At 69.6% G+C, this 25,217-nt stretch carries 23 protein-coding genes and 5 pseudogenes; 13 read left to right on the top strand and 15 right to left on the bottom strand.

Annotated features, from left to right (window positions below; all coding sequences use genetic code 11):
- Positions 1–1,000 precede the first annotated feature (1,000 nt).
- Positions 1,001–1,543, top strand: coding sequence for a hypothetical protein (locus C6N75_RS15900; protein ID WP_146132575.1), 543 nt, complete (start codon positions 1,001–1,003; stop codon positions 1,541–1,543).
- 952 nt (positions 1,544–2,495) lie between these two features.
- Here C6N75_RS15900 and C6N75_RS31600 read toward each other — a convergent pair.
- Together C6N75_RS31600 and C6N75_RS15905 are read right to left on the bottom strand one after the other, a co-directional pair.
- Positions 2,496–2,627, bottom strand: coding sequence for a hypothetical protein (locus C6N75_RS31600; RefSeq protein WP_258177438.1), 132 nt, complete (start codon positions 2,625–2,627; stop codon positions 2,496–2,498).
- A 112-nt stretch (positions 2,628–2,739) separates the two neighbouring features.
- A complete protein-coding gene (locus C6N75_RS15905; protein ID WP_105869567.1) occupies positions 2,740–3,423 on the bottom strand; it encodes a hypothetical protein in 684 nt (227 codons plus the stop codon).
- A 751-nt stretch (positions 3,424–4,174) separates the two neighbouring features.
- Between C6N75_RS15905 and C6N75_RS32250 the strand changes: the two genes are divergently transcribed.
- From C6N75_RS32250 to C6N75_RS15925, 3 genes are all read left to right on the top strand, one after another.
- The gene (locus C6N75_RS32250) at positions 4,175–4,909 is read left to right on the top strand and encodes a DEAD/DEAH box helicase family protein (RefSeq protein WP_407703226.1); all 735 of its coding nucleotides are present in this window, start codon (positions 4,175–4,177) and stop codon (positions 4,907–4,909) included.
- Between the two features lie 2 nt (positions 4,910–4,911).
- Positions 4,912–6,981, top strand: coding sequence for an alpha/beta fold hydrolase (locus tag C6N75_RS32255; RefSeq protein ID WP_407703227.1), 2,070 nt, complete (start codon positions 4,912–4,914; stop codon positions 6,979–6,981).
- 708 nt (positions 6,982–7,689) lie between these two features.
- The gene (locus C6N75_RS15925; protein ID WP_181160487.1) at positions 7,690–8,658 is read left to right on the top strand and encodes an aminoglycoside phosphotransferase family protein; all 969 of its coding nucleotides are present in this window, start codon (positions 7,690–7,692) and stop codon (positions 8,656–8,658) included.
- A 59-nt stretch (positions 8,659–8,717) separates the two neighbouring features.
- On the opposite strand, the pseudogene tpg reads toward C6N75_RS15925, so the two are convergent.
- Positions 8,718–9,201, bottom strand: a pseudogene (tpg, locus tag C6N75_RS31605) (telomere-protecting terminal protein Tpg); the annotation flags it as partial.
- Between the two features lie 152 nt (positions 9,202–9,353).
- Positions 9,354–10,418 (bottom strand): cobalamin-independent methionine synthase II family protein, encoded by a 1,065-nt coding sequence (locus C6N75_RS15930; protein WP_105869569.1) that lies wholly within the window; start codon positions 10,416–10,418, stop codon positions 9,354–9,356.
- Positions 10,419–10,874: 456 nt separating this feature from the next.
- On the opposite strand from C6N75_RS15930, the gene C6N75_RS15935 reads away from it, so the two are divergent.
- The 4 genes from C6N75_RS15935 (at position 10,875) to C6N75_RS32115 (ending at position 13,625) form a co-directional block, all read left to right on the top strand.
- A complete protein-coding gene (locus C6N75_RS15935) occupies positions 10,875–11,141 on the top strand; it encodes a hypothetical protein (protein WP_105869570.1) in 267 nt (88 codons plus the stop codon).
- 24 nt (positions 11,142–11,165) lie between these two features.
- Positions 11,166–11,966 (top strand): alpha/beta fold hydrolase, encoded by an 801-nt coding sequence (locus tag C6N75_RS15940; protein ID WP_105869571.1) that lies wholly within the window; start codon positions 11,166–11,168, stop codon positions 11,964–11,966.
- Positions 11,966–13,264, top strand: a complete 1,299-nt coding sequence (locus C6N75_RS15945; RefSeq protein WP_407703228.1) for a PP2C family protein-serine/threonine phosphatase — start codon at positions 11,966–11,968, stop codon at positions 13,262–13,264. Before C6N75_RS15940 ends, C6N75_RS15945 begins: the two co-directional genes overlap by 1 nt.
- Positions 13,265–13,445: 181 nt before the next feature.
- Positions 13,446–13,625 carry an STAS domain-containing protein gene (locus C6N75_RS32115; RefSeq protein WP_105869573.1) on the top strand — a complete coding sequence of 60 codons (180 nt, stop codon included), beginning with the start codon at positions 13,446–13,448 and terminating at the stop codon, positions 13,623–13,625.
- Here C6N75_RS32115 and C6N75_RS15955 read toward each other — a convergent pair.
- Positions 13,610–14,050 (bottom strand): restriction endonuclease, encoded by a 441-nt coding sequence (locus C6N75_RS15955; protein ID WP_105869582.1) that lies wholly within the window; start codon positions 14,048–14,050, stop codon positions 13,610–13,612. The two genes, C6N75_RS32115 and C6N75_RS15955, sit on opposite strands and share 16 nt — an antisense overlap.
- A gap of 253 nt (positions 14,051–14,303) precedes the next feature.
- Entirely contained in the window at positions 14,304–14,516 is a 213-nt protein-coding gene (locus tag C6N75_RS15960) for a hypothetical protein (RefSeq protein WP_105869574.1), read from the bottom strand.
- Between the two features lie 399 nt (positions 14,517–14,915).
- On the opposite strand from C6N75_RS15960, the gene C6N75_RS30710 reads away from it, so the two are divergent.
- Positions 14,916–15,089 (top strand): hypothetical protein, encoded by a 174-nt coding sequence (locus C6N75_RS30710; RefSeq protein ID WP_181160488.1) that lies wholly within the window; start codon positions 14,916–14,918, stop codon positions 15,087–15,089.
- A 562-nt stretch (positions 15,090–15,651) separates the two neighbouring features.
- Here C6N75_RS30710 and C6N75_RS31610 read toward each other — a convergent pair.
- Positions 15,652–15,837, bottom strand: coding sequence for a hypothetical protein (locus tag C6N75_RS31610; RefSeq protein ID WP_258177439.1), 186 nt, complete (start codon positions 15,835–15,837; stop codon positions 15,652–15,654).
- Between the two features lie 207 nt (positions 15,838–16,044).
- Positions 16,045–16,422 (bottom strand): hypothetical protein, encoded by a 378-nt coding sequence (locus tag C6N75_RS30215; protein WP_146132576.1) that lies wholly within the window; start codon positions 16,420–16,422, stop codon positions 16,045–16,047.
- 662 nt (positions 16,423–17,084) lie between these two features.
- Between C6N75_RS30215 and C6N75_RS15970 the strand changes: the two genes are divergently transcribed.
- The gene (locus tag C6N75_RS15970; RefSeq protein ID WP_105869575.1) at positions 17,085–17,270 is read left to right on the top strand and encodes a hypothetical protein; all 186 of its coding nucleotides are present in this window, start codon (positions 17,085–17,087) and stop codon (positions 17,268–17,270) included.
- 784 nt (positions 17,271–18,054) lie between these two features.
- Here C6N75_RS15970 and C6N75_RS15975 read toward each other — a convergent pair.
- Positions 18,055–18,591 (bottom strand): hypothetical protein, encoded by a 537-nt coding sequence (locus tag C6N75_RS15975; RefSeq protein ID WP_105869576.1) that lies wholly within the window; start codon positions 18,589–18,591, stop codon positions 18,055–18,057.
- A 420-nt stretch (positions 18,592–19,011) separates the two neighbouring features.
- Between C6N75_RS15975 and C6N75_RS31615 the strand changes: the two are divergent.
- Positions 19,012–19,196: pseudogene (locus C6N75_RS31615) on the top strand (IS5 family transposase); the annotation flags it as partial.
- A gap of 30 nt (positions 19,197–19,226) precedes the next feature.
- On the opposite strand, the gene C6N75_RS15985 reads toward C6N75_RS31615, so the two are convergent.
- Positions 19,227–19,670: a hypothetical protein gene (locus tag C6N75_RS15985; protein WP_105869583.1), complete on the bottom strand. Its 444-nt coding sequence runs from the start codon at positions 19,668–19,670 to the stop codon at positions 19,227–19,229.
- Between the two features lie 83 nt (positions 19,671–19,753).
- On the bottom strand, positions 19,754–20,740 hold the full coding sequence (locus tag C6N75_RS15990; protein WP_258177440.1) for a DUF6292 family protein: 987 nt from the start codon (positions 20,738–20,740) through the stop codon (positions 19,754–19,756).
- Positions 20,741–21,250: 510 nt separating this feature from the next.
- Between C6N75_RS15990 and C6N75_RS15995 the strand changes: the two genes are divergently transcribed.
- Positions 21,251–21,535 carry a hypothetical protein gene (locus C6N75_RS15995; RefSeq protein WP_105869578.1) on the top strand — a complete coding sequence of 95 codons (285 nt, stop codon included), beginning with the start codon at positions 21,251–21,253 and terminating at the stop codon, positions 21,533–21,535.
- A 232-nt stretch (positions 21,536–21,767) separates the two neighbouring features.
- Here C6N75_RS15995 and C6N75_RS32310 read toward each other — a convergent pair whose 3' ends face one another.
- The 4 genes and pseudogenes from C6N75_RS32310 to C6N75_RS16010 all read right to left on the bottom strand — a co-directional run.
- Positions 21,768–21,983 carry a glycine cleavage system protein H gene (locus tag C6N75_RS32310; RefSeq protein WP_258177441.1) on the bottom strand — a complete coding sequence of 72 codons (216 nt, stop codon included), beginning with the start codon at positions 21,981–21,983 and terminating at the stop codon, positions 21,768–21,770.
- 4 nt (positions 21,984–21,987) lie between these two features.
- Positions 21,988–22,152, bottom strand: a pseudogene (locus C6N75_RS32315) (glycine cleavage system protein H); the annotation flags it as partial.
- Between the two features lie 125 nt (positions 22,153–22,277).
- Entirely contained in the window at positions 22,278–23,552 is a 1,275-nt protein-coding gene (locus C6N75_RS16005; RefSeq protein ID WP_258177442.1) for an APC family permease, read from the bottom strand.
- Between the two features lie 539 nt (positions 23,553–24,091).
- Positions 24,092–25,096: pseudogene (locus C6N75_RS16010) on the bottom strand (HAD-IC family P-type ATPase); the annotation flags it as partial.
- 23 nt (positions 25,097–25,119) lie between these two features.
- Between C6N75_RS16010 and C6N75_RS31630 the strand changes: the two are divergent.
- Positions 25,120–25,217, top strand: a pseudogene (locus tag C6N75_RS31630) (ATP/GTP-binding protein); the annotation flags it as partial.

Raw genomic sequence — 25,217 nt, forward strand, 5'->3', positions numbered from 1 at the left:
GCCGCACAGGAAGCGAACGGATCCGCTGACGCGGATCCGGGCGGTGCTGACGCACCGCCAATTGCCCGCGCGAGCGCGGGCAATACGCCTCCCGCGAGCGGGAGGCGTCACCCGGGCCGCAAGCAGCCCGGGTACGGGACTCCGCTGCGCTCCGCCCCGAGCCGATCCCGCTTGCGGGATCGGCTGGCCGCTGCGCTCCCCAATGACTCTTCTGCCTGCGTCTCCAGGCCCTACGGCCCGCTGGCACGAGACGGGCTACGGAAAGGGGGCGGATACGCCTACTGTGCCGGCCCCGCTCGGGCCTTCGGCTGAAGGCCCGAGCGGGGCCGGTGGGTAGGGCTCGCAGGGGGCAAGCACCCCGCCCTTGGCAAAGGATCAGCTGTCGCCTCGCATTAGCTCCACGATCACTGTCCACAGAGCACGCGCGCTCAGTGCCACGACGACTCGCTTCGCAAACTCGGCAGCCGGCCGTTCCCGACGAGGCGACCTACGGTCATCACTCATGTTCATACCCCTTCTGGACCAGGTCCCCGCCTGCCTGACTGCAGAAAGGGGTGCCCTAGCCCCCTGCTCGGGGGTACGAACAACTGCCAACCTAACGGCAGACCTGACGCAGCGGAACCTCCCGCCGGGTCAGCGCCCAAGACGCGAAGCCCTGCGCGGCAAGCCGCGCAGGGAGCGAACGGATCCGCTGACGCGGATCCGGGTAGCGCCTCCCGGTTACGGGACTCCGCTGCGCTCCCGACCTCAACCACCCGGCTCCGCCGGGGCAGCAACGAGTGGTGTTGCATCAGGTTGGGTTGCTGTGCACAGATTGGGGGTTCTTCCCTCTGGGGTGACGGGGCGGCATACCTCCAGTCCCTCGTAGCGTCAAAATCGCCCAATAAAGGGTTGCACCATAAATACAAGCCATCGGCGGTTAAATATTCTCCTTATTGACAAAAGATCATCGCTTCTGTCTCATGAGCTAGCCGTATATCCCCTACGTTGAAGGAATATCGTGAAACGACAAGCCGTTCTCGCGCTCGCCGCAGCTGCGAGTATCACCATGCTGGCCGTCACCCCTGCCCAGGCCAGCTACCACACCAGCAAGCCCAAGGGTTGGGGCTGCGACTTCGACGGCCCGTGCTCGCGAGGCACCAAGAGCGGACCGAAGGAACAGAAGATCCTCTACTGGTTCCTCGGCGACTCCAAGGACACCGTCATTCGGGCTGGCAGCAGCAAGTACGGCATGAAGCACATCAAGGCCGGCGGAACACACGCCCGGAAGTTCAACCACCCCACGGACAAGGCGGCCATGGCTCTGTGGGACAAGGCGCTCAGCAACCAGACCAAGGGCAGCTGGGGTCACCGCTTCCCAAACACTACGACCCACACCGCGCAGTATGGCGGAGGTGCTAGCAAGCGCACCATGTGTGTGATCACTTCCGAGCTGACCATCGGAAAGGGCGCGACCTATGTCGGGCTCAAGGGGATCATCACCGCGTACTGGGTCAACGGCCATGTAGGCTGGCGGGGTTGCAACAACGGGCGCTTCGACTAAAGGACAGCACGCAGACAGGAAAGGGGCAGTTATGGGACAGGGAAGGGACTGGAAACCGCGCTGGCACCCAGGCGACATCGTCACACCAGTCGGGGACAGCAACCATCCCGACGACACCGTCGGGATCGTCCTGGAGGAAACCTATAACTCCGGAGTCCTGGTTCTGTTCCCCGAGGCTGGGCACGAATTCCACCATCCTGACGAGCTCGTTCCCGCGCCCCTGGAACGTTATCGAGCAGAAAGAAGAGCCGAAACCGGGGACGATGCCCCCTCCCTGCCGGAAACGACGCTGGAAATCGGTAATTCATGCGCATCGAGGGCGGGCGAGGCATGGCAGGTGCGCAACGCCCGAGGCCATGCACGCCGACGCGCGGCGCGGCACCACCGGAACTAGCCAAGCACAGGCCAGGGGCTGCTGCCGGGGCTCTGGGAGGGTTCGTCACCGAATCCCGAGGAGGCTGCCATCAGGGATGAACAAGCCGGCCGCAAGTTGGCATTCCGATGAGGCGGAGCCACACCACCAAGAGCACGGTGAGCAACGAGCCCACCGGGAGAGCCGCGCCCTGGATCTCACCAGGATGGCAAGCGGGGTGAGAGGGCCCCGGCCGGCCATGGGGCCTCCAGCTCGGCCAGTGGCAGGAGGCAACCGACCGCAGCTCCTCAGCCTTGGTGTCGGTGTCGGCCGGCTTGTCCGGACGGTGGCCTGGGCCGTGTCCGGGCCGGTCGGTTGAGCTGGTGGTGGGATCGGTCGGCTCCATCTGGCAAGACCTCTCGGTCTTGCCAGATGGAGCGTCGTGCGTGCCGGTCGGGTGCCAGCTTCAAGAGGTGGGCGGTGCTTCGTCGTGGGCGGGTGCGGCGGTGCCGCTGCGGGCAGATTCCGGGTCCGCTGTCAGGACTGGATTGCGCCCACGATGGTGAGAATGACGATGAGCAGCGCGGTCCCCCATATGAACTAGGGACGGTCGCCGATGCCTGTCCAGCCCGCCGCGAGTACGAGCCTGACCACCCCTGCTGCGGGCAGGAGCAGCCACCGGGTGTCGAGCGGATGATCGATGAGGTTGCTGACCGAGAAGTAGCCGAACATGTAGAGGACACCTGCTTTCGCGGCGTCCCGGGCCTAGAGGGCTGGTCCACTCAGTGGGTCATTGCTCTGGCGACTCACTGTTTCCTTTTCTTTCTTGAGCGCTGCGGCTACTTCAGGTTGTCGAAGCATGCCTTTTTGATGGATTGGACTTTGAACAGGTCGTGAAGCCGGAGCCCAGGACAGCGGCAGCGCCGCGTTTGCTGTTGACGCCGGACAGACCAGCGAGGAGCTTCTTCACTCCGCCTGCGGCCCTGATGGCCTTGTAGCTGGCCGTGCCGGGGTGGAAGGCTGCGGCGAGGGCGCCGCCGCACTTCATGGAATTCCAGGTGTCTGAGATCATGCCGCCGACGAGTTCCTTGGTCTTGTCCCACCACCTGGGGTCGGCGACGACCGGGTAGGCGGTGTCGGCGTTGGTTCGCACCGCCTGGACCAGGACGTTGCCTTCAAGGCGGTAGCTCGTGGGTACGGCTTTGCCGTGTGCGTCCTTGGCCCAGGGGCTGGAGAAGGTACCGAGCAATTCGCCTTCGTGGTTGCTTACGACCACGCCTCCGTCTTGGGTGACGGTCGCGTGGGCTCCGTCGGGCAGGTCGAGGGGGAAGCGCTGCTCGGTGGGCACTGTCGCGTCCTTGAGGGTGATCAGTGCACTGACAGTGCCGTCCTGGCCGACCTGGGCGGACACGTCCAGCGGGGCAGTGGGTTGGGTGTAGACGACGGTGCCGTGAGTTGAAGTGTTCGCGCTTGCTCGGGCTGACCCCGGCAAACCGATGCCGATCTGGACGCCGTCGTTGCCGGTCACTCTGGGAACTCGACACGGGCTCCGCCGGCGTCGTCCACCAGCTCACCGGCGTTGGCCCGAGGGACGGTCAGATGAGCGGTTCCGGTGGCTTGTCGACTACAGCCGCAGCGCGAGCGGACGACATCTGGTGATCAGCGGTGGATGCCCAGGCGGCCGCCCCGAGAGTCATGGCCGCGACGACGATCGCCACGGCGGAGCGCAGGGCGGCACTCGATATTGACATACAGGTTCCCGATTTTATTGTAATGTGAACTAATGGCGCGCCTGCACTGCGTAGGCGTCTTCGCTGGTCAGGCGAGTACGCGAGCGGCGAAGCCATATGGTCATGCCTGTACGAAGGTGAATATGCAATGACTGTGCGAGCCTGACAGGGCATCGAGTGAGGTGTCATCAGGCGGACAGCACGTCAACGACGAGCCGACAGTGAAGCCGAGCCCCTCGCACAGCATCTCGGTCCGCCTCCCATCCACCCAGGCGTCGAGCCGACCGGAACGGACGGTGCAGGTGCGGAACTGCGCGTCTGGGGCACGCGCAGTCTTCCTCCACCAGTTAGGTCTGGCCGGCCGGGGCGGGTGCCTATCGTCACCAGTGCGCCCGCAGCCCAACTTGCGCTCGCTCTGGTCGGTCGAGACATCTGGTCCACGTGCGTCTTCGCGCCGACGGTGATGGAGATCATCTGGAAGGAGTCGGGAATCACCCCGGCGCGACAGCGGCAAGCAGGAGCCGCCCCTTCTTTGCCAAGGAGACAGGAATGCCGCTGAAACTGCGTGACCACCAGATCGAAGCCGTGGAAGCGATTGTGCGCGGCTTCGATATTCCGGCGGGGGGAATTCCCCAGGGTGGGTTGCGGGGTCAGGTGCACGCGGCGTGCGGGACCGGTAAGACGGTCATGGCGGCGGCGGCCGCCCGGCGGATCGCCCCGCGGGGGCGGGTGCTGGTCTTGGTGCCAACGCTGGACCTGCTGACGCAGACGGTTACGGCGTGGCGGGAGGCCGGGCACCAGGGGCCGGCGATGGTGGTGTGCTCCCTGGATGATGACCCCGAGTTGAACTTGCGGGTGCGCGCGACGACGAACTCCGTGCGGCTGGCGATGTGGCATGGGTCCGGGCCGGTGCTGATGTTCGGGACGTATGCGTCGTTGGGGGTGCTGGAGGAGGCTTTCGCCGGTGCCTACGGGCAGCGGCTCGCGCCGCTGGACCTGGTGGTCGTGGACGAGGCGCACCGGACGTCGGGGTCGATGGGTAAGGCGTGGGCTGCGGTGCACGACCAGGCGGTGATTCCGGCGGGGCGGCGGCTGTATATGACGGCGACGCCGCGGATTTGGCAGGGGCGGGCGGTCTACGTGGTGGCTGAGGGGGTGCGGGAGGCGCTGCCGGCGGAGTTGGCGGCGAGCATGGACGACGAAGCGGTCTTCGGGCCCGGTGCTCTACAAGCTCAGCTTGGCGTCGGCCGTCTCCCGGGGGGGTGCTGGCGCGGTATCAGGTGATCGTGTTGGAGCTGGCGGATCCGGTGGTGACGCCGGAGCGGCTGCGGGGTGAGGAGCGGCATAGCGAGCAGGTGCGCGGGGAGCGGCTGGGGGCGCTTCAGGTGGCGCTCCTGCACGCCATGGCGACCCATGGGCTTCAGACGTGCATCACCTTCCATCATCGGACGATGGAGGCGCAGGCGTTCGCGGCCGGCCTGGAGGCGGTGGCCGCGAAGCAGCATGCCGACCGGTCCGGGACCTACCCGGGGCGGGTGTGGGCGGTTTGGTTGTGCGGAGAGCATCCGGCCGAGCAGCGGCGCGAGGTGCTGCGGCAGTTCGGTGCGACGGCGCGGCGGGCGGTGCTGTCGAACTGCCGGGTCTTGGGCGAAGGGGTGGACATTCGGGCGGTGGATTCGGTTGCGCTCCTTGATCCCAAGGGTGTGTCTCATGACATTGTGCAGGCGATCGGGCGGGCGTTGCGGCAGAAGCCGGGTGAGGGAAAATTGGCATCGCTGATCGTACCGGTATTCCTTCAGCCCGGAGACGGGCCGGAGGACATGTTTACTTCCGGTTCTTATCGGCCGTTGGTGAAGGTGCTTCAGGGTTTGCGTGCGCACGATGAGGAAGCGGTGGAGCTGCTGGCGATTCCGCAGGAGCCCCAGAGAAGGGCCCTGAACCCCTCTACGGGCATCGGTGCGGCACCGGGTGAAGGTGAGGAGGAATCCCGGCTACTGCTGCGGTTTGCGGCTCCTCGGGACCCGCGGCTGGTCGCGGAGTGGGTCAGCTTCAACGTGATCGACGTCGAGCGGCAGGACTGGGCCCGCGGCTGGAGCCGGTTGAAGGAGTACGCGACACGGGAGGGGCACGCGCGGGTGCCCTACGGGCACAAGGAGGGCGCGTTCCCGCTCGGAGCGTGGATCGCAGAGCAGCGCCGCGCGTTCGCCGGCATGCGCTGCAATGCGCGGGTGCGTTCGGGTGCGGCCTTCCACGGCCCCGCGGCGCCGGCCCTCGTCCATCGCGGCGGCGCCGCGAAGCTCGTGCTGGTGCGGCGGTGGCCGGGCCCCTGTACAACGGCTCTACATGGAGGAAGTCGAAAGCGAGAGGGAGCCTTGATGCGTGCCCCTGTCCGATGGCGGGCTCTGGCCCTCACCCTGGTGCTGGGTGTGACCGTCGGCGCCTGCGGGCGCCTCGACCACGACCGTGCGGCGGCTCCGCACCCGCATGCCGCTCCACGCGATTCCACCTCGGCGCCTTCGGCACCGCCCCTGGACGGGCCGGGCGACTTCGCGAAACCGGTGGGGGTCGACGGACGTGCGGTGTTCCTGCAGTGCCGAGGTGTCGCACCGCCCGGATCACCCACGGTCGTCCTGCTCTCCGGTTACGGCAACGGCGCGGACATCTGGGACCTCGCCGTGGGCGGGCGGCAGGCTGTCGCACCCGCTCTCGCCGAGAGCACCCGGGTATGCGCCTACGACCGTCCCGGGAGCTATCTGCAAGGCGACCCACCGGCTCCCGGCCGCAGCACTGCCGTGGCCATGCCGCGTACCTCACGCGACGTCGTCGTCGAACTTCGATCGCTGCTGTCGTCGGCGGGGATAGAGGGCCCGTACGTCCTCGTCGGCCACTCGCTCGGCGGCTTCCTCTCCTATCACTACGCGCGCGCCTACCCCCAGCAGGTCCTGGGGCTGGTCTCCGTGGACGGGTTGCCCGCCGATCTTAAGGGACGATTGCCCGCAGAGGTGTGGGACTCGTCTTTCCAGCAGCCCATCCTCCGCCCTACGCCAGTCCCGGGTGTGGGGGCCGTGGAGGCTTACGACCTGGACGCCAGCCTCGCCCAAGCCGAGGCCGCCGGCCCTCTTCCGCCGGTGCCCTTGACCACCCTCCTGGCGGAACGGGAGGCGGCGGAGGTCCCGCAGGCGGTCGCGGACGCATGGGAACCCGCCCAGGAGGCCTTCGCTCGGCGTTTCCCCCAGGCGGCCGTCCGCACCGTGGCGGGGACGACGCACTACCTGCAGACCGAGCGGCCCGACGCAGTGGTCGAGGCGGTCCTGCGGATGATCGCCGCCACCGCTCCGGTCGGTCCGGGGAAGTGAGCGCCGGCCCTGCGCTCGGTGGCGGGCCGGGGTTTCGGGAGGCGAGGACGCGGACCTGTTCACGGGAGCAGTTCAGGGCGGTGGCGACGCGGCGCTCGACGGCGCGGTGCCGGGGGCCGGGCGCAAATCAGCCCCGGACGAGCCGGGTGCCGCGACGCGGAGCAGCGGCATGAGGCTGGCGCAGCGGCGAGTGGGCAATGCGGCACGAACGGGATAGGACACGGCGGTCCGGGGGCCGGGCGTGGGCAGCGACAGCGCCGGTCAGGGGCTGCGGAGCATCGGCGGGGACGGCACTGGCAAGCGCTGCGGCCGGGCGGCGCGGGCCGACCACCAGCGGAGGCGCGGCGGGGTAACTGATCGTTTTCTGCATGCGGTTCGGAGGCGGAACGGAGGTGTTGCGGCTGCAGGTCAGTTCGAGCAGACCCTGGTGGAGGTCGATGCGTCGCTCGTAGCCGGGGCCGCGAACATCAAGGAGGGGCACGGTGAGCCGTAAATGCCGCTCCGTACTGGTCATATGCGTATCTCCTATGCCGTATGCGGGGACCCCATGCGAGCCGATGGGCCCCCCAATCGCTGGACAACCCGGCGGCTGTTGGTGTGCCGAAGCGCGATTGGCTTCAAGTGGGCTGGTGCGCCGCGACGGCAGGCTGTCCGTGGACCTCCGGTAGGTTGCGGCGCGCAGCTGGTTGCCTGCGATGGAGGTCTGATGTGAGCAGGTTGGAAGGTGACGAGGTCCCGCATTACCTGGCGGCGTCGTATGCCGCGGGCTTCGGCGAGGAGGGGAGAGCCTGGATCGCAGGACTGCCGACTCTCGCGGCGAACATGCTGGAACGCTGGGATCTGGAACGGGATGGCACTGCAAGAGCCGGAGAAGCCTCACTGGTACTGCCGGTGCTGCGCCCCGACGGTACGCCCGCGGTCTTGAGACTCCAGATGCCCCGTCAGGAGACCACTGCCGCACTGATCGGCCTTCGTACCTGGAACGGCCAGGGGATGGTGCGACTGCTCGATCACGACCCCGTGAGCAGCAGCATGCTCTTGGAGCGCCTGGACGGAGCTCGCACGGTGGCCTCGATCGACGATGACGACGTGGCGATGGGCACCCTTGCCGAGCTCCACGCGCGGCTGGTCGCGGTCCCTGCGCCGCAGGGGCTGCGCAGTCTTGGCGACATCGCCTCCGAGATGCTGGATCAGGTCTCGAGGGCGATCATGAGGTTGGTCGACCCGGCCGACCGTAAGCTCCTGCGCAGCTGGGCATCGGCAGTGGCCGAGTTGGCCGGTGAGCCCGGGGACCGGATGCTGCACTGGGATCTGCACTACGACAACGTTCTCGCCGCGCAGCGCGAGCCGTGGATCGCCATCGATCCCGAGCCACTGGCCGGCGACCCAGGATTCGATCTGTGGCCCGCCCTGGACAGCAGGTGGGACGACGTCGTGGCGAAGGGCGACACCCTGCGCATCGTGCGGCGCCGCTTCGACCTGCTCACCGATGTCCTCGGCCTGGACCGCGCACGCGCGACCGGCTGGACCCTGGGACGGCTGCTGCAGAACTCGCTCTGGGACATCGACGACGGTGGGACCATGCTCGCTCCGCACTCCGTCGCGATCGCGGACTCGCTGCTCAACCGGAGAACTCCGGCCAACGGAAGGCCGGTGACAACAGACCCGCCCATGTGACAACCACCGTGCTTCGGCTCAATGGCCCCGGCGGCCCGCCGGGGGCTGCCCGGCCCTGATCAGTAGTCGAGATCCAGGTAGTCAATGTCCTGGAGCTGCACGTCCGTCAGGCCCAGTGCGCGGGTGCCGCCACCCTGGAATGACACGTCCTTGAACCTCTCGGCGACGATGCCGCACATCCGCTGGTCGCCGGCTCCGGCGTCTCGGGCGCCGAACAGCTGGCGGGCGTACTCGGGGGCAGGTGGACGGTCAGGCGGCGCATCCGTCCGTCGTCGGTGGTGCCGATCGGAGCGGTGCAGCCGAACCGGGCCCGGGTCTCGATCGTGATCCCGGCGGTGATGGCGGCCCGGCGGCGCCGGCGGACGCGGGGCTGCCAGCGCTCGCGCACCGCCTGCTCGATCCTGGCGGCGACGTCGGGGCGGGCGGTGCGCGCGCCGCGCCGGTAACGGTTCACAGGGCCGGCCGTCACACCGATCACGGCGCTACCGCCTTCGCACTGCCCAACGTGCGGATGAGGTAGCCGGTTTGACCTTTGAGGGACCTTGAGGCGCCCCCCCTCGTCACTGCGAGCCCCGCTGTGTGATATCGGGGAATGACCGTGTGCGACCCGGACCGGCGGAGGGACTGACCGGTCGTTCCGGCTCCGCATCGCTACCCCGGGGGGCGATCGGGGCGGGTTCCTTCGCGGGCCGTGGTCAGACGCCGAGGGCCTCCGCTGCCAGGGCTGTGCCCTCGACACGGGCGGAGATCTTGGCGAAGGCCAGGTCGCGGGAGGTCGAGGTGTCGTCGGCGAACGGCGAGAAGCCGCAGTCGTCGCAGGTGCCCAGGTGCTCGACCGGGATGTGGCGGGCGGCGAGCAGTACCCGGTCGCGTACCTCCTCGGCAGTTTCGACGGCCCGGGAAATCGGGTCAATGACGCCTACGAACACCCGGGCGGCCGGCGGGCGGGTGGCCGCGACGACGGCGAGGACGCGCTCCGGGTCGGTCTCGCCAGCCATCTGGAGGTAGAACGCGCCCGCGTTGAGCCGGAAGAGCCTGGGCAGCAGCTCCGCGTAGTCGATGTCGAGGCTGTGGGTGGAGTCCTGGTCGCCGCCGGGGCAGGTGTGGATGCCGATCCGTGCGCGTTCGGCATCGCTGAACCGGCCGAGGACCTCGTTGTTGAGGGCGACGAAGTCGTCCAGCACGCCGCCGCTGGGGTCGAGCTTCAGCGACAGCCGCCCCTCGGTGAAGTCGAGCTGGACGGCGTGGGCGCCGGCGTCCAGGCAGCCGCGGATGTCGGCCTCGGCCTCGTCGGCGAGGTCGCGCAGGAAGTCCTCACGGGAGTACCCGTCCAGCGGCGTCTCTGGGTAGAGGAGGCTGAGGGCGGAGGGGGCGATCACGGCCTGCTTGACCGGCTTGTCGGTGTGCCGTCGCGCCGTGGCCTGGAAGGACTGGGCCTGTACGCGGTACCGGAAGGGCCCGGCAGTGAGGCGGGGCAGCCGGCGGGTGTGTCCGTCCGCGAAGGGGATGACCGCACCGTCGGGTGAGAGGTTGTCCAGACCCGCGACCGGGTAGGTGGCGAAGCTCGGCTTGGCCTGTTCCCCGTCGACAAGGACGGGGCTGCCCGTCTGCTCCAGGCGGGCCAGCGTCTCGTGGGCGGCCGCTTCCTGGTGCTTGGCCAGCTCGGCGTCGGTCAGCAGGCCCTTGGCGCGCGCGGTGAACGCTTCCAGGAGCTCAGGGGAGCGCGGGATGCTGCCGATCGGCTCGGTAGGGATCGTCATGGCCGCGACGGTAGGGCGTCGGGGTGGTCGCCCGGGGGGTGATCGTGGACATTGGCCGATGCGCGAGGTGTGCGGCCGGATCTGGCCGCGGACACGTGTGCCGGTGTCTTGCCTTCGATGTCGGGGCGCGCCCACCGGTGCGCCGGGACGTCGCGCTGCTGAACCCCGACGCGGATCGTCGAGCGCCGTGGCCGGGGCGGCGACACCGGCCGGCTCAAAACACGTCGTCCCCTCACCATGGCGGACGGGGCGACCGCCTCGGCTCCTTCGAAGCCACCCGGTGGGCTGACCTCCGGTCCATCGGGAGCTCCCGGCCAGGGGGAGGTGTCCGGCGGACGCAGAGGCCACCCGGCCGGGTCAACCGATCCGCCACTGGAGGCGTTTCACCGGGTCACCGTCGACCACGACGAGCGCCCCGCCCCGGACCGCGACAGTGCTGGATCGGCCGGTGGGTCAGTGGTTGGCGACCTGCGCAGGCCGGGCGCCCTGGACGGCCACCCCGACCGGGCGGCCGCGCTCGCGGCGGTGGATGAGCACTGGAACCCGGCCTGGCCGCCCGGGTGGCGGCGGCACTATGCGGCGGTGCGGGAGCCGCTGCGCGAGGAGGAAGGCCAGGCCGTCGTGCTGCCCGGCGTGACGATGCAGGGGAGAGGGCGTGGGGTGCATGTCCGTTGGCGGCCGGTGTTGATCACAGGCCCGGCTTCGGGCCCCTGCTGGAAGTGATGAGGACGGTGGGAGACTGGGGGGATGGATATCCGCCGCAGGAACAATGTCACCGTCACGGGCCGTGCGGACGGGCCGGTGCTCCTGTTGGCCCACGGGTTCGGCTGCGATCAGAACATGTGGCGCCTGGTGGTTCCCACGCTGGCTGCGAGTTACCGGGTGGTGCTCTTCGACTACGTGGGTTCGGGCCGAGCGGATGCGTCGGCCTGGGACGAGCGGCGCTACAGCTCTCTGGGCGGCTACGCCGCGGATGCGCTGGAGGTCTGCGAAGAGCTGGACCTGCGGGACGTCACGTTCGTGGGGCACTCGGTCAGCGCGATGGTCGGGGTACTGGCGGCGGCGAAGGCCCCGCAGCGTCTGTCCCGGTTGGTGATGATCGCTCCGTCCCCCTGCTACATCGACGGCGACGGTTACCGGGGCGGGTTCAGCGCCGAGGACATCGACGAACTGCTGGAGTCGCTGGAGTCGAACTATCTGGGCTGGTCGGCGGCCATGGCCCCGGTCATCATGGGCAACGCTGACCGGCCGGAACTCGGCCGGGAGCTGACGACCTCGTTCTGCGCCACCGACCCGGACATGGCCCGCGTCTTCGCCCGCACGACGTTCCTGTCCGACAGCCGCGAGGACCTGGAGACGGTCATGGTGCCGACACTGATCCTGGAGTGCCGGCAGGATGTGATCGCCCCCCGGGAGGTCGGCGCCTACGTCCGCGACGCAATCCCCGGCAGTCGGCTGGTCACCCTGGAGGCGACGGGTCACTGCCCGCAGTTGAGCGCCCCCCAGGCCACCGCGGGAGCGATCACCGCGTTCATCGGAGCGGCCTGATGATGTGCCGCACCGATGAGTCGGTGCCCGAGCCGGGTGGGGAGCATGACGTGGGCGCCACGGACGCGGTCTTCACCTCGCTGCTGGAGGACAGTGCGGAGGAGCTGTACGAGCAGGCCCCGTGCGGGTATCTGTCGACGCTGATGGACGGCACCATCGCGAAGATCAACAAAACGCTGCTGGACTGGGTGGGTCTGGAGCGGTCCCGGGTGGTGGGCAAGATGCGGTTCGCCGATCTGCTCACCGTGGGCGGCAAGCTGTACCACGAGACGCACTTCGCGCCGCTGCTGCAGATGAAGGGCGAGGTCAGCGGTATAGCCCTGGACATCAAGGCGGCCGGCAGGCAGCGGATGCCGGTGCTGGTCACCTCGAAGGTGAAGACCAGCGAGGACGGCGAGCCGATGCTGATCCGCACCACCGTCTTCGACGCCCGCGACCGCCGCGCCTACGAGGCCGAACTCCTGCGCGGTCGCAAGGCGGCCGAAGAAGCACACCGGCAGTCCGAAGCCGACCGTGCCCGGCTCCAGGAGGCGCTCGCCGTTCTCCAGCAGAGCCTGCTGCCCGCCGCCCTGCCCGTGGTGCCGGGCCTGGAGGCCGGCTCCTACTACCACACGGCCTCAGCGGATCTGCTGGGTGGAGACTTCTACGACCTGTTCCCCGTGGACGGCGGCCGGTGGGCCTTCTTCCTCGGTGACGTGTGCGGCAAGGGCCCCCAGGCCGCTGCGGTCACGTCGCTGGCCCGCTACACCCTGCGCGCCGCAGCCTTGCACGACGCCGACCCCGTCACCGCGCTCAGCACGCTGAACACGGTGCTGCACGAGCGGTACGCCAGCGGCGAGGGCCGCTACTGCACCGCCATCTTCGGCGTCCTCGAACCCGCCGATGGCCATGTGGGCGTGCACCTGGCCTCCGGCGGCCACCCCTCCGCGCTGATCCACCGCGCCGACGGCAGCGCCGACTACCTGCCCACCCCCGGCGGGCTGCTTGTCGGCGTCCTACCCCAGGCCCCGTTCACCGCCGCCCACACCGACCTGCGGCCCGGCGACACCCTGCTCCTCTACACCGACGGTCTCACCGAAGCCCGCATCGGGCCCGCGCGCGAGCTGTACGGCGAGGACGCCCTGCGCGCCTTCACCGCCGGCCAGTCGCCGGCGGGCCCACAGGCCCTGATCACCGCCCTGTCCGGGCTGCTCGACTCCTTCGGCGACGGACTCGACGACGACACTGCGCTACTCGCCCTCGGCGTGCCCGCCACTCCTGCCTCCTTGGCCGCCCCCGCAAGCGAAGACCCGACATGAGTCCACTCACGATCACCCTCCGAGACGCCGCCACCGGCCCGATACTGGAGATCACCGGTGACCTCGGTCACCACACGGCGCTCGACCTGCGCAAGATCGTGGAGAGTCTCGCCCTTGCCCCAGGTCAACTGCTGGTTTTGGATCTGGCCCGTCTGGCTTCTGCGACTCCAGCGGGTTCAGCGTGCTGATCTCCGCCCGCGGCCGGGCCGCCGAGCACGGCGCCGGCATAGCCCTTCCCGCCGATACCGCCCGCATCATGGGCATCGTCGGCCTGGACCGGGTCTTCCCCATCCATGACGACGTCGCGGCAGCCACCACCGCTCATTCCTCCGATCCGAGCTGTCGTCAAACGATCATCTGACCGCAGGCGAGCGGCGCGTTGCAGTGCCGCATCAGGCAGCGTTCGCCTCGGGCGGTCTGCGACCAGCCGGCGGCGCGGTGCTTGCACTGGATGACCCACCGCCGGCCGTGCGGGTCGGTGGCCTTCACGTCCGCGCCGTCGTCGCCGGCGCCGCCGACCTGGACGGCGTCCGCGCAGCCGTCACTGCGCATCAGGTCGCGCACCGCGTACTCGAAGTCGCGGTGGTGCAGAGCGTCGAGCTGCGGCAGCGCGTACCGCAGCCCGGCGGTCTGGACGCGCTGCCACCGCTCCCGTTCTCGCCGTCGCCATCCCCACACCGCGCCCGCTCCCAGCGCGACGGCCGCCAGGAGCGCGGGCACCGCAGGGTTAGCGGCCAGCCAGCGCGCCGTGGTGGCCAGCACGCTCCACACCACAGCGACCGCCATCACGACCACGAGCACCCGCTCCCAGCCCCAGCGGCCGCGGGTTAAGCGCCGCAGCGGCTCGCGCCTGCGGCGCGCCGGAGCAGGTCCTCGGCCGGGGCGGCGCGTGCGTGAACGGGCCGGGCGGCGGCGGGCGGTGCGCTTGGGCGGCGGGCCGGCAGGCGGATCACCACCGGTGCCCCGCAGGCCGCAGGCAAGGCGTGGCGGAGTCGAACCGACGGAGCCGGCCGGAGCCGGCGGCGCTGTGAAGCACGGGCTAGTCCTTCGAGCTCTGCGTGATGCCGTGGGCGACCTCGCCGAGCGCGTCGGCCAGCCACTGCCCGAACGCCGTCGGAGCCAGCAGCACGCCCAGCGCCAGGACCAGGACGCCCGTCAGCTTCTCGTCCAGCCGGCTGCGGGCCTCGGTACGGCGACGCAGGCGCAGCACCACGATCACCGCGAGCAGCACCGCCACGTTGATGGTCAACACCGAACCGGCCCCCTCCCCTCCACCACGCCCCAATGCGGGGCCAGGGCACCGTTGTGGCGAGGAGCAGCGGCTCTGGTGCCGCAACAGCGGACGATGGCCGGATACCGGGGCGGAAATGGCTTACCGACCGGCCGGGCTGCCGCCTGGCCTGGGGCCGGCGATACGGGTGGGATCTACCCGCCGACCGAGGGAAACATCCGGCGCCCACCCCCGCACAACGTAGGTGTAAGCCCTGCGTAACGGTCGCTCATCCGTGGACGGCTGTCCCTCCGTGCTGCACGACTTCCCCGCTCCGGGCAAGAGTTGCATCCCTTAACCGCCGGCCCTGCGCGATGCTACCCCCGGTGATCGACGTCGGAGGGGGACACCTTTTTCCGTCAGATCCTTGGAGGAACACACATGATGATCGACCTTCTGACCGTGCTGCCGATCGCCGTCCTCACCGCCCTGGTGCTGGCCTGCGTGGTCTGCATCGTCGCCCTGTTCCGGGCCGACCGCGCCGACACCGTGGCTGTGTTGAAGGCGCTGCCCGAGGTGGTGGCCGCCCTGCTGCGCTTCCGGCGCCGCTGGTGAAGGCCCACCGCGTACGGAGCGCTGGGACGTTCCTGGGCGGCCGGCGAGTGGTGCAGGGCCGCCCAGGACGGTGTCGGCGGGAGCGGGCCCGCTTCAGCGCCCGGGCGGGGCCGAACAGGGCAGGGAGGTGTTCCGACGCCGAGGGGGACGGCCGCGGGGCGATGGTCTGCCCGGTCGTCCCGTCGGGGTCGATCGGGGTGAACAGGATGACGACCATGCCCACCGCTGCCGCGGCGGACTCGATGCTGCGGGTCCGCCCGTAGACCACCCGCGCAAGGGACAACGCCAGTCCGAACACGAGAGCGTTCAACGCCTCGATCTTGAAGATCACCACGTGCTCACTAGGGCCGGGGAGCAAGCCGCTCCGCCTACGAGGAAGAAGGCCCAGCCCGGGTGTCTCGGCGTTGAGAGCACTACGTCAGTTCGCAGTGGGAAAGGTCACAGCCGGGGGCCTTTTTTTAAGCTCCTCGGCTTCATCAGCGGTTTCCGCTCTGGTGCCGCGGTACGCAGGGTCAGTCTACCGCTCGGGTTATGTGTCAAGTCCCGCCGGACCTGGGCTCTTTCAGGCGACGGCCAGGGCGAGGGCCTGCGCCACGGTGTCGGCCAGGGTGGTGCGCACCGGGACGTCGAAGCGGCCCGCCACGTAGATCAGGTACCGGTTTCTCTCCGGGCTGAGGCAGCCGGCCGGCGCGCCGAGGACGGCGCGGCCGCCCGGAGCGTCGAGACCGAATTCGATGTTGGTCGTCATGCCCGGGATCGTGCGCATGTCGCGGTGGATCCAGAACAGGATCGCGTCGGCAGCCGCCCTGGCGTTCGTCTCCCGGTCGACCTGGTGCTCGTAGCGCTCAGCGCGGATCCCGTCGCGGGACTCAGGGCCCGCAGCCAGTCCCGTGTTCGCCGCTGCCCGGCACTGCCATACAACCCGCACTTTCCGTCGTCGGCCGAGGTCGTTTCTTCAGCTCACGGTCAGAACCACGGTTGCTGGGTTGTCGTTGTTGATCGCGCAGGTGTGTACCGGCGTTTGCTGCCCGCTTGTCACTGTGCACGTTGTCTGGCCGTTGCTTGCTGGCCGGACAATGACGCTCTCGCCGCTGCCGTCATTGATCGAGAGCGTGACCTGCGGAGTTGTGGCGGGTAGGTTGGTGGCGCACCAGTACCGTCCGCCGCTATTGGGAATTTGCTCTCCCACCTGCGGCGTCCGACAGGAGGTGTTGAAGTCTCCCGTGGTTGCCGTAACGGTCATTGTGCTGCCGGTGCGGTTGCTGAGCAGAACTGCCTGGGAGGAGGAGTTGGGGGTCCCCGCATCGAGGTCTGTGGTGACGGTGTGTCCCACTCCGGTTGTGTGACCGGAGCCGACGGTGTTGTCGCGCCCGGCGACGTTGTTGTTGCCCTTGATCGTGATGACCTGGCGTCCGCGGTCGTCCGAGGAGTCCGCGTAGGCTTGGGGGGGCGCTGCCTGCAGTCGCCAGTGACAACAGCAAGCACACCGCTGCCGTCTGCGTTCTGTGCTTCATCGTGATCTTCTCCGTTCGGGTGTGCTGGAGCCGTAACTTCGGCGAGCTCATTCGCCCAGCCATAGTCACGGGGGAGGGTCGCAACCGATGCAGTTGCTCCAATAGTGGGTGTGGCAAGTGCAGCTGCCGCCATGTCCCGATAGCACGGATGAGCCGTGTGTGCAGCGGCACCCTCTTTTCGCCCTGCCGGGCCGTCCAAGCCCTGCGTTGGCCGGCGCGTGCTCTAGCGCGGGGGTAAAGCTTTGCCGGTCGGTTGGGAAGGACGGCGCATGAGGTGCAGACCACACCCCGCCAGTCCGGCCGATCGTGAACCCAACGCGCCGGCGGCAGCACGATCACGGAATGCGCTCAGGTAATGGATGCAATGCCTTTTTAAGGTTGCCATGACGAGGCGCTTATCTTTCCGAAACTATCCTGTAGGTGCTGACCGAGACGAATGCCCAGCCGGAAGGCTGGCCACTCGAGAGACGAGGAGAGCCGTATGAGCTTCGCGAAGAGCCCGTCACCCAAGCGCAAGACCATCCCCGCTGTACTGGGACTCCTGGTGGCGGGAGCCGCCCTCCTCGCCACCCCCGCACTGGCCGCCGACCACGGGGCCGACTCGGATGCCACACAGGTCACCGCCTCCCGCGAGATCTGCGCCTCCTGCATCGCGGACGACTTCTAGAGAACGTCGGCGAGTGCCGCCGCCACGGCGGCGGCACTCCCCGGTTTTCTGTTGCTGGTCTGGTTCCTCCTCGGTTTCCCTGCGACACCGTGGACCGGCGTTGTCGCAGGGGAACCGAGTCACATCACGCGGCCTGCGGCGGTGCTACTGGGCGGGGTCGTTGAGGGCCCAGAGGAACACCCCGGGGCTCGTGGTGGCCGGGCTGGCGACAGCGCAGTACGCGGGGCCGTCGNNCCCGGCCCGCCCTGCCCTCCTCCTCCGATGAGGGTGTTCGGGTCATCGTCGGGGGGATTGGCGTTGAGGCCGTTCGAGACCGTCACGGTGGTCGTCCGCGGAATGACGGGCTGGCTCCCGACGCCCGAGCCGACGGTGTGACCGACGCCCACCGTGTGGCCGGACCCGACGGTGTTGTCCCGGCCGGCGATGTTGTTGCCGTTTCCCATATTGATGATCGTCTGCGTGTCGCGCTGATTGTCATACGTGTCGGCCTGGGCGGCGGGAGCACCGCCTACCGCGGCCACGAAGAACATCACACACGCTGACGCTGCCTTGAACCTGGACTTCACGCCGCTTCTCTCCACGAGCACCGAAATCATGTCGTCCAGATGATCGCGGCGGGCGGGACCTCACAGGGCCATTAGTCCAGTGGTGAGTGCGGCGAAACTCCCCCCGTCGACGGAAGCCGACGAGGGAAGAGTGGCGGCTGCCGCCTGCTGGGCGACCTGCCCAGCGGGCCGGCGGCAGCCGGCAAGGAGTACGCGCCTGCCCCTTGCTTGGACGCGACCTAACTGATGGTGATCTCAGGGCCGCTCTGAGGGCCTGCGACCATGCACTGGATGCCGCTGGGGGCCGTGCACAGGGTCTCGAGAGTCCCGTCCTCCTCGATGTAGGTGCTGATGCTGACTCTGCGCGTCGGGTCACCGCCGATCTGGTAAGCCAGCGTGACCCGATTCGCAGCGGTGTCACCCTGGCTCCAGGTGATCGTGTAGCTGCTGCTGCCCTGGGGCGGGATGGGGTTTCGAGGTGTGACGCTGACGCCCGGCAGGATGACCGAGCCGGTGTTCGTCAGGGCCGTGGAGAGCTCGTTGCGGACCGTGACGGTCGTGGCCGTGGGAATGGCCGGCGGTGCATGGCCGCCTACGCCGGAGGTGACTGTGTGTCCGATGCCTACCGTGTGGCCGGACCCGACCGTGTTGTCCCGGCCGGCGATGTTGTTGCCGTTCCCCATATTGATCACGCTCTGGGGGTAGTCCTGATCGCCATGGGTGTCGGCATGGGCGCTGCTGATGGTGATGCTGCTGGCCGCCGCCACGGACAGCATCAGACACACCGCTGCCGACTGAATCCTTGTGCCCACGTCGCTTCTCTCTGGGTGTTGCCGTTGAACTTCTGTCGGGCAGATGTTCATGGCATGCGGCAATTCCACCGCCCGATTACTCCGGTGGTGGGAGCGGCGAGCCACCCTCCCCCCGTGAGAGGGTGAGGCGTGGGCTGGGGGTGCGAAGCATGACTTGTGAGATCCTCGATTACGGACCATCGCCCCAGGGTGGCGGGCGACCACTCCAGCGACCGCGAGATTCACACCAACCACTTGTCTTTTCTTATAAGCCGCCTGGGGATGCGCTGGCGCGACCAGGTCGCCCACCTACAGATTGTCCCGTAACTGCCGGCCAGTGCTGAGATGATCTTGCCGTGGCTGGTGTGATCGCGGCGTCGGAGCCCTCGTGGCTAGGCCGGCGTCAAAGGCTTCAAGGTGATCCCCCGGCGGTGGGTGGTCGAGCCTTCGGCTGGCTCATGCGCCACCGCCGGCTCGCGACTACGAAACCCACCCCCACCGCTCCGAAGCCATGATCCATATCGCCACGATCGACCTCATGAGCCGCAGACTCACCCCGCGAATCCACCCCGAACTGGCGCGACACCTGACGCACAACCTGGCTGCGCGCCGCGTCACCTCTAGGTATTGGTGCTCTCGTGGGCGGCAGTCGAGTCCAGTGCATGTGGCACGACCACGATCTGTACGTCGTCCTCGTAGATGACCCGCCCCGGGTCTGCGGAACGCAGAGCTCGACAGTCGACGCCGTGCGCGGACAGGATCTCCAGATAACCGGAGACGCGCGCGAGGAGATGAGTGGCTGACGGCTTGAACCATGCCGCCGCGCCAGGATTGATCTCATCGTCGTAGACGTGGGGGTCAACGGTCGAGGGGTCGGTGTACGCGGCGTCGTACCAACTGTTGCTGTTACGGCGGAAATTCTCCTGCTCGTCCGAGAGCTCTCCCTCCCTCGCCAGATTATCGACGAGCCCGAAAACGCCGGTGAAATGGCCTCGTCCGTTCCGGTGAGGCGATTGGAACCGTACGTACTGGACGGCCTCACTGTCGTTATCGATCATCCCCATCAGCACATCTTGCCACTGCCCCTCTCATGATCCGAAGGCTCTCGCATTGGGAGCAGACACATGAACAGGGATGAAACTCTCTTTCAGCCGGCCGTCGACAGAGCGGCGACCACGGCGGCCGGCGGCGGGGTGGCGCCGGTGGCCAGGGGGCGGATCGCGTCGGCTGCGCCCTGCTGCGACCCGGCCGACGCGAGAGGGTGCCGGCGGCTGGCCGCGGTGCGCCACCCCGTGCGCTCCTCCCACACCACCGCCGGCGCCGGGGCGGCGGGGGTGTCCAGCACGATGGCGGCCGCGCACGTCTCCACATCCGGGTGCTGGACCTCGGGCGCCGCGGGCGTCGTCGTCCAGCCGGCGGCGTGCAGCGCCGCGGCGACGTCGGCCAGATACGCCGCGCTGCACCGACCGCGCCGGATCGTGGCGGCCAGGACGACGGCGCGCCGGACCTGCCCGCCCGGGTAGCAGAGCTGGTGCGCCGCGCCCTGCGGGGTCAAGTCGGGGTCGGTTTCCATGGCGTCGGCCATCCGCTGCGCCCGCAGGCGAGTCAGGGCGTCCTGGGCGGTGGGGCGGGAGACGCCGAGCGCTTCGGTCAGGCGGGCGGCGCTCGCGGTCGGGTCGGCGTCCAGGATCGCGGCGACCCGCTCCTGGAGCTGCTCGCGCGGGACCTGGTCGCCGACCCCCTTCGGCCGTCCGGCCGGAGCCGTCGGCCGGACGGCGCGGGCGGCCGCGAACTGGCGCACAGCGGCGCGGGGCCAGTGCTCGACGCCGCCCACCACCTGGAGGTGGCCAGCCAGCGCGGGATCGCTCTTGTAGGTGTCCCAGGTGCGCGGAGACAGGCCGAGCAGCGCCGCGCACTCCCGGCGATCCAGCAGGTCGTCCTCCCGCTCCTCCTCGGCGGGCGGAAGCGGCAGCACCGTCCGGCCCGCCAGGTACGCATCGACCTGCCGGCCGTCCCAGAGCTGCACGCGCGCGCCCGCCGAGCTGACGGGCGCCGGGAAACCGGGACGGGCGTAAGGGCGGGTGTTGGCGTAGGACTTCAACGGCCTGCCGGCCTGCTCGGCCAAGTCAGCCACCGTACGCACATCGACACGGCGATCAGCTCTGATCATGACGGGATGTCTCCTGGCAACTCACACACAACAGGGTCGAGAAAAAGGTACTGCGTGTTTCCCAACCACGGGACCCAGCCGCTACGATCGGCCCCGAACACGCACCACCCTCCGAGGGTGGGTGCGGGTTTCGGTCAGGCCGGCATCCTTGTCACCCGCCCCGGCGGATGGATGCCGGCCGCTTCATCCCCCCGTCGCGCACCTGTCTGCGGTGGTAGAACCGGTCATGGACTTCATAACGCCGACCGTGACCGCAGCCGTATCAGGGGCACGGGCAGCGTCGTCAGCGCCCTGATCGGCCGATACCGCCCGACGGGCGTTCCCCGGACCGGCAGCTAGGAAGACCGCGGCGCGGCCTACGCCCGGCTCCTCGACGCCTCCACCCGGGCGTTCATCTACGCCTACCAGTTCTCCCACCTGGCCCGGGAAGCCGGCCGCCCGGCCCGCAAGCTGCTGATCAGTCAGTTCCCCACCATGTGGGAGGCCACCAGCGACCTGATGGGGGCCCTGCACCGCGTCCGGCTGTGCGGCACCCTCGAGGTCATCGCAGCCGCCGAGGAGGTCGTGGCCCGCGCCAGCGACCTGGAGCTGAACGAGAAGAAGGCCGAGGTCTTCCAGCACCAGGCCGACGCCGTCGTCGCCGCGCAGAGCGCGTTCCTGGACGCCTGCCGGAGAGAACTCGGCTACGCGCCGAGCTGGTGGCAGTGGCGCCGACGACGGGCCGAACGCCGAGCCCTGAGCCGACGCACCGGCCGCTGACGACGATCGGCTTGCCGCCGGCCCCGGTTGAGGGCCGGCGGCAGCCTCGTACGGCGAACGGTGGTCCCGGCCTACGGTACGCAGCCGAGACCGCCGTCGGTCACCTGCGGAAGATGTGGATCGTCGCCCTGATGCCGCCAGTGGCACCGGTGGCCGGCCGCCCCGATCGCACCGGCCGCCGGTGCCTTGGCCGGACGCTGCCGTGTCGTCGGGGTGGTGGGGCGGTGGCCCGTCAGCCCTGCGCGATGAGTTCCGCGTACTGGTCCGGGTCGAGGAGCTTGTCGACCGCAGCGGCGTCCGCCACGTCGATCTCCACGATCCAGCCCTCGCCGTAGCAGTCCTCGTTGATCCTCTCGGGGCTCTGGTCGAGCTCGCTGTTGACCGCCGCGACGCTCCCCCGCCAGCGGTGTGCGGATGTCGGAGACCGACTTGGTGGACTCCACCTCACCCAGCGCCTGCCCTACGACGGGGGTCTCGCCCACCCGCGGAAGCTGCACGAAGACGATGTCACCGAGCTGGCCCTGCGCATAGTCGGTGATCCCGACCCGTACCCTGCCCTCGGACAGCACCTGCACCCACTCGTGCTCCTCGGTGTACTTCAGCTCCTGCGGAACCATCGCGCCTCCTTCGTAGCGGACTCGTGCCTGGCATCCGGTAGAACGACGCCGCCTACCTCCACGAGACGGTTCTCGTCGCCGCTGAGGGCGGTTTCGTTGCCGGCCCGCTGCAGTGCTGGGTGTGCCTACGGCCGGCGGGCGGTCGCGCGGCGGATGCCGTACGCGGCGGCGCCCACGAGGATCACGGCGGCTCCGGTGATCACGGAGGCTTGTGGGAGGGCGAAGGCGAGGACGAGGCAGCCGGTGAGGCCGACGACGGGGATGAACCGGGCCGGGCGGCCTTCGGCCGGGGTCAGGGTCATGGCCGAGGCGTTGGCGATGGCGTAGTAGGCCAGGACACCGAAGGAGGAGAAGCCGATCGCTTCGCGCACGTCCGTGCTCCCGGCCGCGATGGCGATGACGGCGCCGACGAGGAGTTCGGCGCGGTGGGGAACCTTGAAGCGCGGGTGCACGGCGGCCAGGGCGTGGGGCAGGTGGTGGTCTCGTGCCATGGCCAGGGTGGTGCGGGAGACGCCGAGGATGAGGGCGAGCAGGTAGCCGAGGGCGGCGATGGCGGCGCCGCCGCGGACGACGGGGACGAGCCAGTGGGCGCCGGCCGCCTGCGCGGTCTGCGTCAGTGGGGCGCCGGCGGCGGCAAGGCCGTCCGGACCGAGGACGAGCAGGACGGACACCGCGACGACCGCGTAGACGACGAGGGCGATGCCGAGGGCGATCGGGATGGCCCGGGGAATGGTTCGGGCCGGGTCGCGTACTTCTTCGCCGAGGGTGGCGATGCGGGCGTAGCCGGCGAAGGCGAAGAACAGCAGCCCGGCGGCCTGGAGCACGCCGCCCGCCGTCGCGTCCGAGCCGATGTCCAGGCGAGATGTGTCCGCGGTGCCCGAGGTCAGCGAGGCGACCACGACGGCGGCGAGCACGGCGAGGACCACGGCCACGATGACGCGTGTGAGCAGGGCGGACTTCTGCACGCCCGCGTAGTTGACCGCGGTCAGGGCCACCACCGCGGCGACCGCGACCGCGTGGGCGTGGCCGGGCCAGAGGTAGGCCCCGACGGTCAGGGCCATGGCCGCGCAGGAGGCGCTCTTGCCGACGACGAACGCCCAGCCGGCCAGGTAGCCCCAGAACTCGCCCAGGCGCTCACGCCCGTAGACGTAGGCGCCGCCGGAGGCGGGGTAGAGGGCGGCGAGCCGGGCGGAGGAGGTGGCGTTGCAGTAGGCGATGACAGCGGCGAGGGCGAGAGCGAACAGGAGACCGGAGCCGGCCGCGCGAGCGGCTGGGGCGAGGGAGGCGAAGATCCCGGCACCGACCATGGCCCCGAGCCCGATCACCACCGCGTCCCCCGCCCCCAGACGCCGCTGGAGCTCGTCCGGCAGCCCGGCTGCGGGTGAAGGGTTGCTGCTCACGTTCGTGACTCCTTGCCAGGTACGCCCGCGGCGCTCCGCCGGTCTGCGGGCACGGTAAGGGATCGGCTTGAACGGCACATGGCTCGCTCGGCCCTGCATGAGGGCCGAACCAGTCGCGCTGGCCGTGGGTATGGTGGCGCTCTGTTCGTAGGCGAACTCGACGCGGACGTGGCGGGAGAGGGCTGGAAGGCGACAGGTCGAGGGATGCCGGGAGGCTCGGCCAGGNNCCTGGCCGAGCCGGACCGGCCTGCCGGCGGCCTTGGGTCCTTGAGCGGAGGGCTGGATGCCGGTGGCGTCGGCGCGCTCGCACGCGCCGAGGCAGTCGGTGCGGCGAACCACCGCGACGGCTGACGGCGTCCCACGCAGGTCCGCGATCTGGGCTTCCTGGTCGCAGCGGGAACCTTGGCCAGGGCGCCGCAGCAGCATCCCCGGCTGACGGTGACGGTGCACCGGTTGCCACCCGCCGTCCGGGTGGGGGGGCCGCCGTACGGTCGTGTCGGGTGCGCGTGCTCACGGAGTTGGTCGGGCGGGATGCTCGTCCAGGCGCGTTCGCGCAGCAGGCGCAGGCCGTTGAGGCCGACGATGACGGTGGAGCCTTCGTGGCCGGCGACGCCGAGCGGCAGGGGAAGCGTGCCGATCAGGTCCCAGACAACGAGCGCGGTGATGAAGATCCCGGCGATGGCCAGGTTCTGGATCACCAGTGTGCGGGCCTTGCAGGACAGGGTCATGAGGGCAGGGATGGTGGCGAGGTCGTCGCGGACGACGACGGCGTCGGCGGTCTCCAGAGCGAGGTCGGAGCCGGCCTTGCCCATCGCGATGCCGCTGTGGGCGGCGGCCAGGGCGGGGGCGTCGTTGACGCCATCGCCCACGACCAGGACCCGACGGCCCTCGGCTTCCCACTTCTGCACGGCCGTCACCTTGTCCTGCGGCAGGAGTCCGGCACGGACGTCGGTGATGCCGACCTCGGCGGCCACATGGCGGGCGGCGCACTCGTTGTCACCGGTCAGCAGGACCGGGGTGGGCCCGGTGAGGATGTGAGGGCGGTGACGGTGGCTTCAACGTCCGGGCGCAGCCGGACAAAGAGGCCCAGCACCCCGGCCGGTGCGCCGTCGACGAGAACGACTACCGCGGTGCGGCCCCGCTCTTCGAGTTCCTTGACCAGGTCACGGGTCGGCGCGTCGGCGGTCGTAGCGAGGCGGGCCGGCGATCCGGCCCGTACCGCGCGGCCGTTGACGGTGGCGCTGACGCCCGCTCCGGGTGTGGAGATGAAGCCGGTCGCGTCGGCCAGGGGGAGGTGGCGTTCGCGGGCCGCTTGGACGACGGCGCGGGCCAGGGGGTGCTCGCTGGGGTGCTCGGCTGCGGCCACCAGGGCTGGGTGGGGGCCTTGGTCTCGGAGGCTTCCTCGCCATGCGCACGATCCGGGCGATCACCGAGTCCGCGGGGTCGCGTTCCACCCGCACGCGCAGGCCACCGGTGCCGTTGACCGTGCCGGCGAACACCTCGTCCCCTGTACGGGCCCCTGGCGGCCCATCTCGCCCTCGGACGCCCAGGAGGGCCAGGCGGGCGAGCCACGTTCGTCTACGCCGGCATCAACGTCACCGACACCCCACTGTTCACCGGCACCCGCGGCACCCGACTCGCCGGACGGGCCACCCTCCTCGACTG

The sequence above is a fragment of the Streptomyces solincola genome (assembly GCF_002982015.1).
GTDB classification, from domain to species: Bacteria; Actinomycetota; Actinomycetes; order Streptomycetales; family Streptomycetaceae; genus Streptomyces; species Streptomyces solincola.